Genomic DNA, 14,555 nt, shown 5'->3' with positions numbered 1-14,555 from the left:
GCGCTGCCGACCGGCGCCGCCATGCTCGCCCGCGCCGACCGGGCCCGGCCATGAGCGGCGAGTCCCCCCCCGCAGCAGGAGAGCCGCGATGCAGGCGCTCTACTTTCTCGCCACCCTCATCGCCGTCGGCTGGCTTTGCCTCTGGGCGGCACTTCCCGAGGAGCAGCGGCGGACCTGGCGATGGTGGCCCTTCGACATGGCCGGTGACGGCACCCCTCCCGCCGGCAGCGACGACGGGCGGCGCGCCGCGGCGCGCCGCGGCCAGCCCGCCGTCCCGCCCGCTCCGGCTGCTGACCTTCAGCACGCTCTACCCGAACCCCGCCCAGCCCAACCATGGCGTCTTCGTCGAGAACAGGCTCAGGCATCTCGTCGCAAGCGGTGAAGCGGCGAGCACCGTGCTCGCTCCGGTGCCCTGGTTCCCCGGGCGCGGACCGGACGGACGCCTGAAATCCCGATTTCCGGAAATCCCGCTGCGCGAGCTCCGTCACGGCATCGCGGTGCACCACCCGCGCTTCCTCGCCGTGCCGTGGATCGGCATGGCCTCCAACCCGTTCATGCTCTACCGTGCGGCCAAGCAGGCACTTGCCCGACTGGCCGCGGAGGGTTTCGCCTTCGATGCGATCGATGCGCACTACCTCTATCCCGACGGCGTCGCGGCGGTGTGGCTTGCGCGCGACTACGGCGTGCCCGTGGTGCTGACCGCGCGCGGCTCGGACACCTCGCAACTGCCGCAGTACCGCATCCCCGGGCGGCTGATCCGCGCCGCGCTCGCCGAGGCGGACGCGCTGATCGCGGTGAGCGCGGCGCTCAAGGAGGGGCTCGTCGCGATCGGCGCGGCGCCGGCGAAGATCACCGTGCTGCGCAACGGGGTGGATCTCGATGTCTTCCGGCCGGAGGCCGACCGGGAAGCTGCGCGCGCCGGGCTCGGGCTCGACGGGCCGACGCTCCTGTCGGTCGGGCTGCTCATTCCGCGCAAGCGCCACCACCTGACGATCGAGGCGCTCGCGCAGCTGCCGGGCCATACGCTGCTGATCGCCGGGGAGGGTCCCGAACGGGGCGCGCTCGAAGCGCTCGCCGCCCGCCTCGGCGTGGCCGATCGGGTGCGCTTCGTCGGCCCGGTGCCGCATGCGGATCTGCCGCGCTACTACACCGCGGCCGACGTGATGGTTCTGGCCTCCGCGCGCGAGGGCTGGGCGAACGTGCTGCTGGAATCGATGGCCTGCGGCACGCCGGTGGTGGCGACTCCGGCCTGGGGCTCGCGCGAGGCGGTCGCCGCGCCCGAGGCCGGGGTGGTGATCGACGAGGCGACGCCGGCGGCGCTCGCCGCCGGCATCCGGCGCGTGCTCGCCGATCCGCCCGACCGCGCAGCGACGCGCGCCTATGCGGAACGCTTCGGCTGGAACGAGACCACCGCGGGCCAGCTCGCGCTGTTCCGTCGCGTGCTCGCACGGCACCGGGACAGGGGGCCGCCATGGACCTGACGCGCCGCGAACTGGCTCCGCTCGCGTTCTCGCTCGCCGCCGCCTGCGCCGCGCCGGCGCCGCGGGCGACGGCGCAGCAGCAGAGGCCGCGCCCGGGCCCGTCGCGACCCGGTGCGGGCCCGCCGCTGCCGCCGGTGCCCCGGCCGGTGCGGCCGAACGACATCGCCGGGCTGACCCTGCAGGGCGCGCTGCCCGGCGGCAGCGATCCGATCTTGGGTCTCGCCTTCGCCCCCGGCGATCTGCCGCGCGGGGCCGGGCTCGCCGTCCGCCTGGTGCCGGGCGACCGGCCGGTCGCGGCGACGCTGCAGGTGCTGAGCCGGCACCAGGACGGCTCGGCGAAGACCGCCCTGCTCGCCCTCAGCCCGCCGCCGCTCGCGCCGGGCGCTCATGCCGGCGTGCTGCTCGAGCGGCTGCCGCCGGGCTCCAGCCCCCTGTAACGACAGGGACCGGTGCGGCGGCGCCGCACGACATTCCGACATCTCGGGTCAGGCGACCATGCGCGAAGGCTATCTCACGCTCGCGACGGGCGATCAGAAATACGTCGCGATGGCCGCCAATCTCGCCGCCTCGGTCAAGACCATGGACCCCACGCGGCGCATCTGCCTGGTGCACGACATCGCCGCCGGCCCGGCGGCCGAGCACGCGCGGTTCTTCGACGATCTCGTCTTCCTCGATCCCGATCCGCGCTACCCGCACGTGATGAACAAGCTCCGCCTGTTCCGCGCCTCGCCCTACGAGCGGAGCATGTTCGTCGATGCCGACTGCCTGCTCGTGAAGCGCGACGTGGACCGCTACTGGGACCACGCGCGACGGCTCTTCTTCTGCATCACGGGCGCGCCGCAGCGCCGGGGCGAGTGGAAGGGCGTGCGGCTCGAGGAGATCGTGGCCGCGCGCGCCCTGCCCTACATCGTGCAGATGAACGCGGGGGTGTTCTTCTTCGACAAGTCGGAGGCGGCGGCACGCTTCTTCGCCGAGTTCGAGGACTTCTACCAGAAGGAGTTCGAGACGCTCGCGATCTCGAACTACCGCGGGGCGAACAGCCACAGCTTCGAGCTCTATCTCGGCATCTTCCTCGGCATGAAGGGTCTGGCCTCGGCGCTGATGCCCAATTTCGGCAACGAGTCCTGGATGGTCTCGACCTGGCGCGCGCCGTTCTGCCGCTTCGACATCGCCTCCGGCCGGTCGGAGATCTTCAAGCTCGGCCGGTTCCTGTTCGGCCTGCCGGTGCTGCCGACATCGATCACGCGGCTTTCGCCCACCTTCGCCCATTTCATCGGCCTCAAGCCGCGCGCGACCTATGAGCGTCTGGCCGGCGAGTTCCGCCGCCGGGCCGGCGGATGCGCCTGAGGTGGCGCGGTCGCCGAGGCCCAGACCGACCGGTTCCGCCGTGCCGTCAGCCGGCCTTGCGCGCGAGCGCCCAGACGACGACCGGGAAGCACGGATCGTTCGGAAACCGTCGGCGCCAGCCCACCCGGCTCCAGGTCACCAGTGTCGCTTTCACCGCATCCAGGTTGCCCCATGACCAGGTCTGGACCGTCTCGATCGGAAACCCGCCCTCCGCCAGGAGATGCCGCATCCCCGTCTCGGTCCAGCGGCTGCAGTCCTGGGGGACTTCATGCACGCGCACGAGGAACGGCGTCATCACGAGGAAGTGCCCGGCGGGGCGCAGCAGGGCGTGCACGTTGCGCACCGCCTGCCAGGGCTGGAGCAGATGCTCGAACACGTGCTCGGCGATCACGAGATCGGCCGTCCCGGCAAGCCCCTCCGCCAGCGGCGCACAGATATCGTGGTCCGGCCAGTTCAGCGCGCGATAGGAACGGAACGGCATGCCGGACCATGTCTCGCCCGCCGCGATCTCGATCACGTCGAGCGCGCCTGGGCCGAGCTCATCGATCAGTTGCCGGCAGTGTTCGACATAGACCTTCCTGGTCAGGCGCGTCAGATCGTAGCGCAGCGCCGCGGCGACGGCGGTCACCAGACGCTTGAACCGATCGTCGGCGGCGGCCTTGGCCTGGATGTGCCGACGCAGGGCGGCAATCGGCATCATGACGTTCGCGGTCCTTCCCGATCTGCAGCAATTGGCCACGCCGATGGCCCAACCGGTCCCGCCGTGCCACCCTGCAGGAGAGCGTTCCGCATTCCAACGTGCCGCACGGCCCGTGTCCACCCAGGCCATCCTGACCGCCCTTCTGCTGCCGCCGCTCGGGCTTGCGCTCGCCGCGATCGTGCTCGCGCTGATGGCCTGGCGCGGACAGCGGATGGCCGGTCTGTTCGCGGCCATCGCCCTCGCCGCGCAGATCGGCCTTGCCACGCCCCTGGCGAGCGGATGGCTGCGCGCCTCGCTCGAGAGACTGGTCCCGGATGCCGACGGACCGGACGATACGGCGGCCGGCGCTATCATCGTGCTCGGTGCCGATCTGGTCCGCACTGCCACCGGTCCGGATGTTGGTCCCTTGACGCTCGAACGCATGCGTGCGGCAGCCGCGCTACATCGACGCACAGGCCTGCCGCTCCTGGTCACGGGCGGCGCGGTGGCGAGTGGCGAGCAGGTCGCGGTCGCCGCCGTCATGGCGCGGAGCTTTGCGGCGGATTTCGGCCTTCCCGTCCGCTGGATCGAGCCGCGCGCGCGCAACACGCGCGAGAACGCCCGACTCTCCGCCGCCCTGCTGCGGCAAGCGGAGATCGGGCGTGCCTACGCCGTCACCCATGCCTGGCATCTGCCGCGCGCGCTGCTCTCCTTTCGCCAGGCGGGATTTGCGGTCAGTCCGGTCGGCGTACGACGTGCTCTCGCTCCCGACGGCAGGGCTTCGGATTTCATCCCTCGGCCGGACCACCTGGCCCGAAGCTGGTTCTACCTGCGCGAGTGGGCCGGGCTTGCGCTCTACGCCTGGCGCGGCGGCTGAACGGAGGTCCGCTGTGCCGCCCCATCCCTATCCGTAATGCCCCGTCAGGCTGGTCCGTGCCGCCGGGATATCGGTCGCGAACTCCAAGTACTCCAGGAACGCGATCTCGCCCATCAGCCCGTTGAAGTTCTGATCCGACCCGTCGCTCGTGTTCGTGCCGACCCGCAGGTGCGACGGATCGGCGAAGGGGCCGCTGGTGCCCGAATTCGCCGCGTTGGAGGAGGTGTTCTGCACGATGCGCCGCCCCACCCCGGCCAGATTGGTCAGGGTCGTCGCGGCGAAGGCGTTGTTGTTGGTCGCCACCCCGCCGGTCGCGTCGTGGTTCAAGCCCATGTAGCGCATCCGGAGGTTCCCGTCCGACAGCAGGGTCAGATAGACCCCCGTCGCCACGTCCTGCTCCGCCGAGGTTGCGCTCGCCCGCAGCGAGTAGAGCCGCCCGTTCGCGCTCCCCGACGCCCCGAGCCGGCGGTAGTAGGTGAAGAACCCGAACCGGTTCGTCCCCAGCGTGGTGAAGCTCTCCTGCACGAAGCCGCGCCCCGCCTCGAAGCGGAACGCCGGGCGGCTGTTGGCGCCCATGCGGTAGATCGTCCCGGTCGCATCGGCGAAGACGGGTCGAAGCGACGCGCTGACCGGCACCAGATGCTGCCCCAGCGGACTCTGGTCGTACCACAGAATCACCTCGGCCTGCCCGCTGCCGATCCAGGCCGCCAGCCCAGTCTCGTCGATCAGGCCCGTCCCCGAGTCGAACCCGACATCGCGCTCGGCGTTGTCGGAAAGGCGGATCAGCCGGAACAGCGGCCCGACATAGCCGCTCCGCACCCGGCGCGAGGCGCTGTAGGCCGCGATCACGTTGCTGCCGGTCAGGTTCCAGACATAGGACCGGGGCTGCACCGTCACGTTCACCGTGCCGTCCGCGCTGCCTGCGCTGTTCTCCGCCCGCACGGTCAGGCTGTAGCTGGTCGCATCCGCCCGCTCGACACGAGTCGCCGCGCGGATGATGTTCGGCACGACCGCCTGGAACGTGTTGTTGGTGTTGCCTGCCAGGATGGTCAGAGTCGTGGGCGGCGACCCGTCGAGGGTCAGCGCGTCAAGCTCCGTCCCGGCAGGCGACAGGTCGCTGATGGTCCGCGCCTGCGGGTTCGGGTTCCACACCGGCACGTACACCGGCTCGGTGATCTCCACCGTGTAGGTCCGCTCAGCATGGGCCAGCGGTCCCTGCGCCCGCACGGTGACGTTGAAGGTCTGGTTTTCGTAGGGCGTCAGGCTGGACGCCGCGACCCGGAACTCGCGCGACGGCGTGTCCACGGTGAACAGCCCGTGCGGATCGCCCGCGACGATGGACAGCGTGATCGGCTCCGTGCCCGACACCGCCAGCGTGGCGATGACCCGGCCCTGCACCGTGTTGCTGCCGATCGAGAACGGCCCCGCCGCGCCGAGGGAGGGCGCGATGAACACCGGCTCGACCGTCACCGCCTGCACGCCCGAGACGTGCTCGATGCTCGGATCGCCCACGTTGTCCTGGTGGTAGGTGCGGCAGCGCAGCGACACCGAAAAGGACCCCGTGCCAAGCGCCGCCGCGTTCGCCACCCGCAGCACGCCGCCCTCGGAGACGGAGAGCGGGTTGCCCGCCGGCTGCGACACGATCTCCCAGGCGTTCGCCACGCCGCGCCCCGGCGCGCTGTTGCGCGGGAACGCCCCGGTGAACCGCACCAGCCCGACGATGGTGCCGTTCGCCGCGTCGCCGGCGACCTGGAACGTCTGCCCCGGCACGATCGCCGGCGCGCTCTCCGTCCGCCAGGTGTTCCCGACCGGGCAGATGGCGCAGGTGTTGAAGAACGTGCCGAAGGCCGCGCTGCCGATGCGCGGCCCGTTGCCGGTCGGGTTGTACCGCTCCGACCGCAGCAGCGCGAGCCCGTCCGCCGCACGGGCGCGGATGTCGATCGGGATCTGCGCCGCCGCATCCGGCTCCAGCCCGTAGGCGATCATCGCCAGATTGTTCAGGCGGTTGCGGTTGTAGTCGCCAAGCGCGCCGAACCCAACCCAATCCGGCGGCACGTCGGTCACCCCGACCTGACCAGGAATGGTGACCTGGAGCATCGGCACCATTCCCGCCCAGTCTGTCGGGAACGGACCATTCGCCGTCTCGCCCCAGGCCATGCCGCCGTCTTGCAGGAATGCCCGATGGTTCAGCGTCGGCTCGGCGTACCACCCCGTGCGCGCGCGGAACCACTTGGCGGCAAGCCCCGGCAGGTGCGGCCCGCCCAGGCCAAGACGCAGCATCTGGAACACCGCGTACATGAAGAAGCTCGTCATGTAGGGGCGTTCGCAGTTGTAGATGCCGGCGTGCATGATCGGCAGGCCGAGCACCTCCTGCACCGCGAGCGGGAAGCGCGTCGTCATCCAGGTCTCGCTCGCGTGCTTCCAGGCGTTGATGTGCGCGACCAGGACCTCGTTCGCGAACGCCTTCTGCGGCACCGCATCCGGCCAGATGGCGAGCGCGTCCACATGGTCGCGCAGATTCCACCCCTCGCTTCGAGTCTGCACCATCCACGGATGGCCGCCGGCGCGGATCCCCGTCGCCACGTCGCGCGTCGTCGAGCGCCAGGTCGTGCCATAAGGGGCATCCGTGCCGTTGTAGCGATGCCCGGTGACCGACCAGAACACCCGCGCCGCGAGGCTGTCGTAGCAGACCCGCCGCCCCGACAGCAGCGCCGGGGTCCAGTTGAACGAGCCGTGGTGCGCGGTGTCGATGGTGATGTGGTCGGTAGTGTTGTGAGTCGGCTGCTGGTTCGACGGCAGCCCGTTGGCGTCCGGCCGCAGCGTGCCGGCGGCGGAGTTCTCGCTTCCGCCAGGCAGCGCCAGGCGCGGATAGTCCTCATGGCTCGCCCACTTCGCCAGCGGCCAGTCGCGGTAGTACATCGCCCGCGTCGCCGCCGCCTCGAATTGGCGATGGGTGACGATCTGCGCCTCGCGCGTCGGCCACGCGATCCAGGTCGCCGCCGCCTCGGTCCGGTAGCCGATCTCGGGCCGCCCACCGGTCATATCCGCCTGACGCGCCAACCCCCAAGACCAGTAGGGGTCGTTCTGCCGGGTCGCACCGTCGTTGTAGTTCGACAGAACCGAGGCGTTCGACGGCACCTGCTGAGTGTCATAGGGCAGCATCAGCCGCGCCCGCACCAGCAGCGCATGGTCGGGGCGGAAGAACGCCCGGTGCGACGTGCCCCAATGGTCGAGCCGGGTGCCGTCCGCCTTGCGGCCGCGCCGCCGAATCCACTGCGACCATTGCAGCAGGTCGCGCCCGGCCCCGGTGGCGGGGCGCTGATCGTAGACCACCTCCCCGTCGATCTCGATCGTGTAGCCGAAGCGGGCGATGCCGCAGGTCGGGATCGGGTCGGCTGTCGAGCCCCGGAACGGCAGGCGATCGTTCGAGAAGCACACATCGAGTTCGAGGAACCCGTCCTTGGTGACGATCACGTCCACGACCAGCCGGACAGACTCGATCACCCCGGCGGAACCCGACGTACTCAACACCGCCGAGGACGGCACCGCCGTCTCGACGCGCGTGCTGAGCGCAAGGGGGCCGTTGTGCCAGCGATCGGCGCCGATCGCCGCGAGCGGGTTGAAGGTCCAGAGCGGCGTGGTGGTGTCGCCGGGCGCCCAGGTCTTGATCGCCGCCGTGCGCCCCGAGAGGGCGGTGCCGAAGTCGAGGTTCGGTCCGGGACTGGGATGGCTGGCGCCCCGGACAAGCTGCACCCCGAGCGTCGCCCCATCGGCGAGCGCCGGCAACTCGCCCGCCAGCAGCGCCGTCTTGGCGCTGCCGTCGCCCCAGGTGCTGAGCACGTTCATCTGGGTGCGGTAGAGGGTGGTGCCGTCGCTGGCGTTGCGCAGCACCACTGGCGCCCCCGCCGGGATGTCGCCCGGCGCAAAGCCATGGCCGAACAGCGCCACCGCGTTCGCCGCCGTCAGGCCGGAGCCTTCGAAGGTGAAGTTGGCGACGACGTCGGCGCCCGACGCACTGATCGTGACGGGTCCGCTCTGGGCTTCCGGACCGCCCCCCTCGAAGGCGGCATGGAGCGTGTACACGCCGGTCGTCACCGGCGTCGTGATGGTGGCCGACCAGGCTCCGCCGGCAACCACCCCCGCCGTCACGGCCGGGCCGACCTCGCTGCCGTCCTGTCGCCAGGCGACGCGGATGCCGGCCGGCGCACCGCCATAGGTTCCCGACACGACGAGCGGCGCACCGGGCGGCTGCGGGCTCACGGGCGTGGCGAGGGAAAGGAACGCCGCGGCGCCGCGGCGGCGGCGCGGGGCAATTCGGGAGGGGCCGATCAGCAGCATCTCTGGGCAGGACTCCGGTGATGGTGCACGCCGGCGCCCACCGCGCTGCCGGAGGCAGGGCGCGGCGGGGACGAACAGGCATGAGGGGAACGAACGCGGGGGAGCGGCGGCGCACGGATCGCCCGTGGCGGTTCCGTCTTAAGGTATTTTTTCCTAGGACACAAGGAGAACATTGCCGCGGCGCGGGCCATCGGTCAGGCGAGCGCCAGCGGCGGGCAGCGCAACGCCTCGATCCAGTCGGCCCGGTCCCGGTGGCAGGCGATGTAGTTGGGGCCGAGGAAATCCTCGTCCTCGTAGGCATAGTCCTTGAAGGCCACGCCTTCGGGGTAGAGCTTGCCGATCCGGAAGCCGAGCGGCTCGAGCAGGCCGTGGAACCATTTCAGCGTGGCGCCGGTATGGGCGTTGAGCCAGCCGTATTCGAACTGGATCATGCGCACCCGCCCCGCGCGGAGCGCGCCGCTGAAACCGTCGAGCACCGCGCGCTCGGCGCCCTCGACGTCGATCTTCAGGAGATCCACCGCCGCGATGCCGTGGCGGTCGAGATAGGCATCGCCGGTGGTGACCTCCGCCATCGCCTCGACCGGAGCCGCCGGGCGGTCCATGCCGGGATTGTAGGCGAGCGCGAGCGGCAGCGTGCTCGTCGCGGTGGAATCCGCGGCATCGGCGTAGATGGTCACCCTGCCCTCACGGTCGGACAGGCCGAACGGGTTGACCACGATGCGGCCGCCGAAGGGAGCGGCGCGGTCACGCAGGAGCGCCGCGGTGGCGGGTGCGATCTCGAAGGCATGCACGGTGGCTTCCGGCAGGTGCCGGCAGGCCGCCTCGGCCCATTCGCCGACATTGGCCCCCACATCCAGGAGCACGCGCGGCCGGAACGGGGCGAGCCGGGCGAGCAGCGCCGCCTCGCCGTTCCGGTGCACGTCGTACTGCCGGTTCTTCCAGGCGTGCAGGGCGTTCTGGCAGAAGCCGGCGAAGCTGCGCACCGGCAGGGCGTAGCGGTCGCCCATCAGCCGGCGGGCAAGCCAGGCCCGGTCGCCGGCAGGCAGGCGGAGGAGCAGATGGCGCAGCGCCGCCGCCGAAGCCGCCGCGAGGGCATAGGTCACGGCCCGCATCGCCTCCTCATCCTTGTCCTGCCCCCTTCTCTCCCGCCGCGATATCCCGGAAGCCCGTCTCGACAATGCGCCGATAGGTCCCGACCAGGGCATCGGGCAGGCGGCGGTCGCGCAGGCGCCGCAGCGCCGCCACCTGGCGCGCATACTCCGCCGGATCCGGTGCCGTCACCAGCCGGTCGAGCGCCCGTTCCATGGCCGCGACGTCGGGACAGAGCACGCCGATCTCGCCACCTTCGCGGAACGCCTCCGCGACGATCGGGATCGCGGTCGCGACCACCGGCTTGAGCCAGGTGATCGCATCGATCAACGCGCCGCTCGGCGACAGGCGGTAGTAGCTCTCCTGCAGCGGCAGGACCACGTAATGCATGGCGGCGAGACGGGCGAGGAAGTCCTTCCGGTCGAGGTAGCCCTCGGCAGGCGGGCCGTCGAGCACCGCGAGCGCCTCCGCCGGCGTCTCCGGGAAGCGCCGCCCGATCACGTGGAACTCCACCGCCGACCCATGGCGCGCCTTCAGCGCCCGCGCCATGGCGAGGAACGGCTCGATGCCCTTGGCGCGGGTTGTCTGGCCGACGAGCGCGAGGCGGATCGGCGGCTCGAGCGGCACCGGCGGCAGGACGACGATCTCGTTCGCGTTCACCGGCAGCGGCAGCACGTCGATCCGCCCGGCCGCGGCGGGCGCGATCCGGCCGAGCTCGGCCGCGATCGCCCGTTCGAGGGCGAGGAAGCGCACGCCCTGCGGCGGCGCCGCCATCAGTCCGGGCAGGTCGAAGCGCCGCAGCAGCGGATTGCGCGTCCGCCAGCCCAGCACCTCGTTGGCGAAGCCGTGCAGCACCATCTGCACCGCCACGCGCCGGCGCATGAGCGCGCCGGCCAGCCGGGCGGCGAACACCGCCGTCGGCGCCGCCGAGGCGAGCACCACGAGGCAGGACTCGCCGGCCGGCACCTCGGCGAGCAGCCGGCGCAGGATCGCGAACTCCGCGCGCGCGCGCGCCGGCGAGACCACGTTCACCTGGCGGCGGAAGGCCGAGATGAGCGGGATCTCGCGGAAGGAGACGTTGGCGAGCGCACACAGGTTGGCGTCCTCGCGCAGCGCCCGCAGATGCGCCGGCGGGGCGCAGACCCGCACCTGGTGGTCCGGCAACGCGCGCGCGATCACCTGCGCCCATTGGCTGTTGCCGGGCGCATGCGTCACCGCCTCGTCCATCAGCTCGAGGATCAGGATCACCTTCCGCCCTCCGCACCGGAGCCGGCCGCGAGCGGCATGCGCAGCAGGGAAGCCGCGGCTAGAAGCCCGCCCTCGGCCAGCACGATCGTGCCCGGCGGCGCGGCCGCGGTCTCCGCCGCGTCATGCGGCAGCAGGATCAGCCGGCCGAGCCCCGCCGCCGCTCCCGCCTGCATGTCGGTCGCGCGGTCGCCGAGGATGGTGGAGCGCGCGGGATCGAGCCCGTGCGCGGCGCAGGCGTCCAGGATCATCCCCGGTCCCGGCTTGCGGCGCGGTGTCGTGCGGCGATAGCGGCCGATGCCGTGCTCGGGGTGGTCGGGGCAGAACTCCACCCCGGTGAAACGGATGCCGCGGTCGGCGAAGCGGGCCAGCATCCAGGCGGTGAGCCGATGGAAGTCGGACTCGCTGTAGAGGCCGCGCCCGATCCCGGCCTGGTTGGTGACGACCACGAGGGCCAGCCCCTGCGCCTGGGCGGCGGCGCAGAGGTCGAAGATTCCCTCTCGGAACGTGAAATCCTCGACCCGGTGCACATAGCCGGTGTCGAGATTGATGATCCCGTCGCGGTCGAGGAACAGGGCGGGACGGGTCACACCCTCCCTCCCCCCGCCCAGCGGGGGATCAGCGCCTGCGCGGCGGCGTAGTCCTCGGGCGTGCCGATGTCGAGGAACGGCGCATCGGTCACGACGGCGCGGACATCCAGCCCCTCGGGCCGCCCCAGCACCTCGTGCTCCAGGCTGAACGCCGCCGGCATCGGCCGCCGCACCGGCAGATCCCGCCGCATCAGGTAGAGCCCCGCATTCACCAGCCCCGGCCCCTGCCCGCCCTTCTCGGCCATGCCGACCACCCGGTCCCCCTCGACCAGCACGCTGCCGTAGCGCGCGCGATCCTCCACGGCACGCACCGTCAGCACCAGATCCGCGGCCGGCGCTGCGGCCAGTCGGTCGAGCGCCATGCCGATCCAGGAATCGCCGTTGGCGACGAAGACGCGCGGCCCCGTGCAGAGCGGCAGCGCCGCCCAGACCGCACCGCCGGTGCCGCGCGGGCTCTCCTCCTCGGCATAGGCGATCTCGATGCCGGCGAAGCGGGCGCCGAGGGAGGCGCGCACCATCGCCGCCCGGTAGCCCGCCGCCAGCACGGCGCGGCGCAGCCCCTGGCGCGCGAAGCCCTCGAGCAGCCAGTGCAGGAACGGCCGCCCCGCGACCGGAGCGAGCGGCTTCGGCACGTCCGCCACCACCGGGCGGAGCCGCGTGCCGAGCCCGCCCACCAGCACCACGACCTCGTCGGGGACCTCGTCGGGCAGCGCCGTCATCCTGTGCGCGGGAACAGCGTCGCCTCGACCTGCGCGCAGATCGCATGCCCGATCGCCTCGTGCCCCTCCTGGATGCGCGGGGTCTCGGCATGCGGCACGCGGATCAGGAGATCGCAGAGCGGCCCCATCGCCCCCTCGCGCGCGCCGGTGAAGCCGACCGTGCGGATGCCTCCCGCCCGCGCCGCCTCAAGGGCGGCGAGGATATTGGGCGACCGGCCCGAGGTGGAGAGCGCGAACAGCACGTCGCCCGGCCGCCCGAGCGCCTCAACCTGGCGCGCGAACAGCCGTTCGTAGCCGTAGTCGTTGCCGATCGCGGTCAGGATCGAGGTGTCGGTGGTGAGGGCGACGGCGGCGAGGCCGGGACGGTCGTAGTGGAAGCGGCTGACGAGCTCGCCCGCCCAGTGCTGCGCATCCGCCGCCGACCCGCCATTGCCGCAGAGCAGGAGCTTGCCGCCCGCGCGCAGGCTCGCGACCACCATGCCGGCGGCCTCGGCCACCGCGGCGCAGAGCGCACGGTCCTCGGCCATCGCCGCAAGCAGCCGGGCGGTAGCGCCGAAGGCGGCGGCGACCGCCCCCGCCCCGCCGGTCAGATCCGCCATGCCGTCGCCCCCTCGGCGGTGAAGCGCACCCCCTCGACCCGGTGGCCGCGCGCGGCGAGCGCCTCCGTCACCGCGCGGCGGCGCTCGAGCGGCACCAGGAACATGATGAACCCCCCTCCCCCCGCGCCGGACACCTTGCCGCCGATCGCGCCGGCCGCCATCGCCGTCTCGATCGCCTGGTCGATCGTCGAGGTGGCGATGCCCTGGGCCATCTCGCGCTTGCTCTGCCAGCCCTCGCGCAGCGTGGCGGCGAGCGCGTCGAGATCGCCGGTGAGCAGCGCCTCCTTCATCGCGACCGCCGCCGCCTTCAGCCGGTGCATCGCCTCGACCGAGCGGCTCGCCCCCTGGGCCACGTTGCGCGCCTGTTCGGCGATGATCGCGGCACTCTCGCGGCTGACGCCGGTGAAGCAGAGCAGGGTGCGGGCCTCGAGCTCGGAGGCGATCCAGGGCTTGATGCGCAGCGGGTTGACGATCACCGCATCGCCGGCGCGGAACTCCATGAAGTTGAAGCCGCCGAAGGTGGCGGCGTACTGGTCCTGCCGGCCGCCGGCGAGTCCCAGATCCTGCCGCTCGATCACGTAGGCGAGGCGGGCGATGTCGTACTCGCCGAGCGGCAGGGAGAAGCGTTCGGCGAGCGCCTGCACCACGGCGACGACCAGGGTGGAGGAGGAGCCGAGGCCAGAGCCCGGGGGCGCCTCGGAATAGGTGGCGAGGCGGAGCGGCACCGCCCGGCCGTCCAGGAAGTCGCGCATGATGCGGTTGTAGGCCGCCTTCAGGAGGTCGAGCCGGCCGTCGAGGGGCAGCGGCGCGACCGCCGGGTAGCGCACGGCGAGGCCGAGATCCTGGCTCTCCAGCACCACTTCGCCGGCCGGGGCGGGATCGATGCTGGCATAGATGTAGCGGTCGATGGTGACGTTCATCACCGCCCCGCCGTGCAGGTCGGCGTAGGGGGAGACGTCGGTTCCGCCGCCGGCCAGGCCGAGCCTGAGCGGGGCGCGGGCGCGCACCCGCGGTTCGGCCCGGGCGCGGCCCGCCGCGCCGGCCGACATCGCGCCGATCTCGCCCTGCCGCGCCATGGACGCGCCTCCTCGCTCGGCGGGCTGAGGCGCGTCTCATTTGCCGCAACCCGTTCCGCCAGGGTTTCGCTTAGCGGATCGCGCCGGCCGCATGCAAGGCCGCCTGCGCAGGCCACCGCGCCAGCCGGCCCGAGGCCGTCCGCGCGGGCTGCCGGGGAGATCGGCCCCCATCTTTCCTGCTTTCTGGTTTTCCTTTTTTCCGGATTTCGGTCTTTCCGGTCTTCCCTCTTTCCGGCCTTCAGCGCAGCGCGCGGCCGCGCCGGCGCTCGTCGTGCAGGTCCTCGTCGCGCACCTCGATCCCGGCCAGCCGCAGCGCGAACAGGATCTGGTTGCGGATCGTCACCCCGCTCTCGGCGTAGCGCCGGCGCAGCTGGCGCAGCACGTAGTCCGGCACCCTGGTCGAGAGCGCCACCTCCGGCGCGGTGCGGCGCGCCGCCCGCCCGCCCGGCGCCTGTCCACCGAGCAGCCCCGCCGCCGTCTCGGCGTTGAGCGCCCGCACGCGCCCCGCCGCTCGC

At 72.2% G+C, this 14,555-nt stretch carries 13 protein-coding genes; 4 read left to right on the top strand and 9 right to left on the bottom strand.

Annotated elements, in window-relative coordinates; translation table 11 throughout:
* The first annotated feature begins 203 nt into the window (after positions 1-203).
* From FK498_RS12350 to FK498_RS12340, 3 genes are read left to right on the top strand one after another with little or no spacing between them, the layout of a single operon-like run.
* Positions 204-1,481, top strand: a complete 1,278-nt coding sequence (locus FK498_RS12350; protein ID WP_141854984.1) for a glycosyltransferase family 4 protein — start codon at positions 204-206, stop codon at positions 1,479-1,481.
* Positions 1,472-1,918: a hypothetical protein gene (locus FK498_RS12345; RefSeq protein ID WP_141854982.1), complete on the top strand. Its 447-nt coding sequence runs from the start codon at positions 1,472-1,474 to the stop codon at positions 1,916-1,918. Before FK498_RS12350 ends, FK498_RS12345 begins: the two co-directional genes overlap by 10 nt.
* A gap of 58 nt (positions 1,919-1,976) precedes the next feature.
* Complete coding sequence (locus FK498_RS12340) at positions 1,977-2,828, top strand: hypothetical protein (RefSeq protein ID WP_141854980.1); 852 nt, start codon at positions 1,977-1,979, stop codon at positions 2,826-2,828.
* A 46-nt stretch (positions 2,829-2,874) separates the two neighbouring features.
* Here the strand turns inward: FK498_RS12340 and FK498_RS12335 are convergent, their stop codons facing one another.
* Positions 2,875-3,528 (bottom strand): class I SAM-dependent methyltransferase, encoded by a 654-nt coding sequence (locus FK498_RS12335; protein WP_161988400.1) that lies wholly within the window; start codon positions 3,526-3,528, stop codon positions 2,875-2,877.
* Between FK498_RS12335 and FK498_RS12330 the strand changes: the two genes are divergently transcribed.
* Positions 3,527-4,384: a YdcF family protein gene (locus FK498_RS12330; protein WP_161988399.1), complete on the top strand. Its 858-nt coding sequence runs from the start codon at positions 3,527-3,529 to the stop codon at positions 4,382-4,384. The genes FK498_RS12335 and FK498_RS12330 overlap by 2 nt on opposite strands.
* A 27-nt stretch (positions 4,385-4,411) precedes the next feature.
* Here FK498_RS12330 and FK498_RS12325 read toward each other — a convergent pair whose 3' ends face one another.
* The 8 genes from FK498_RS12325 to FK498_RS12290 form a co-directional block, all read right to left on the bottom strand.
* Entirely contained in the window at positions 4,412-8,722 is a 4,311-nt protein-coding gene (locus tag FK498_RS12325; protein ID WP_141854974.1) for an arabinofuranosidase catalytic domain-containing protein, read from the bottom strand.
* Between the two features lie 194 nt (positions 8,723-8,916).
* Positions 8,917-9,834 (bottom strand): FkbM family methyltransferase, encoded by a 918-nt coding sequence (locus FK498_RS12320; RefSeq protein WP_161988398.1) that lies wholly within the window; start codon positions 9,832-9,834, stop codon positions 8,917-8,919.
* A gap of 7 nt (positions 9,835-9,841) precedes the next feature.
* Entirely contained in the window at positions 9,842-11,059 is a 1,218-nt protein-coding gene (locus FK498_RS12315; protein WP_141854970.1) for a glycosyltransferase, read from the bottom strand.
* Complete coding sequence (locus tag FK498_RS12310; RefSeq protein WP_141854968.1) at positions 11,056-11,646, bottom strand: D-glycero-beta-D-manno-heptose 1,7-bisphosphate 7-phosphatase; 591 nt, start codon at positions 11,644-11,646, stop codon at positions 11,056-11,058. Before FK498_RS12310 ends, FK498_RS12315 begins: the two co-directional genes overlap by 4 nt.
* Positions 11,643-12,365 carry a nucleotidyltransferase family protein gene (locus FK498_RS12305; RefSeq protein ID WP_141854966.1) on the bottom strand — a complete coding sequence of 241 codons (723 nt, stop codon included), beginning with the start codon at positions 12,363-12,365 and terminating at the stop codon, positions 11,643-11,645. Before FK498_RS12305 ends, FK498_RS12310 begins: the two co-directional genes overlap by 4 nt.
* Positions 12,362-12,964, bottom strand: a complete 603-nt coding sequence (locus tag FK498_RS12300; RefSeq protein ID WP_141854964.1) for a D-sedoheptulose 7-phosphate isomerase — start codon at positions 12,962-12,964, stop codon at positions 12,362-12,364. The genes FK498_RS12305 and FK498_RS12300 overlap by 4 nt, the downstream gene beginning before the upstream one ends.
* Positions 12,952-14,040: a GHMP kinase gene (locus FK498_RS12295; protein ID WP_202614836.1), complete on the bottom strand. Its 1,089-nt coding sequence runs from the start codon at positions 14,038-14,040 to the stop codon at positions 12,952-12,954. Before FK498_RS12295 ends, FK498_RS12300 begins: the two co-directional genes overlap by 13 nt.
* Positions 14,041-14,278: 238 nt before the next feature.
* On the bottom strand, positions 14,279-14,555 hold a 277-nt coding region (locus tag FK498_RS12290), incomplete at its 5' end, for a hypothetical protein (RefSeq protein ID WP_237560926.1).

The organism is Elioraea sp. Yellowstone (assembly GCF_006704265.1).
In the GTDB taxonomy this organism is placed as follows: domain Bacteria; phylum Pseudomonadota; class Alphaproteobacteria; order Acetobacterales; family Acetobacteraceae; genus Elioraea.
Note: the sequence above shows the minus strand (reverse complement) of the source record. Positions and strands in the feature narration are given on the sequence as shown.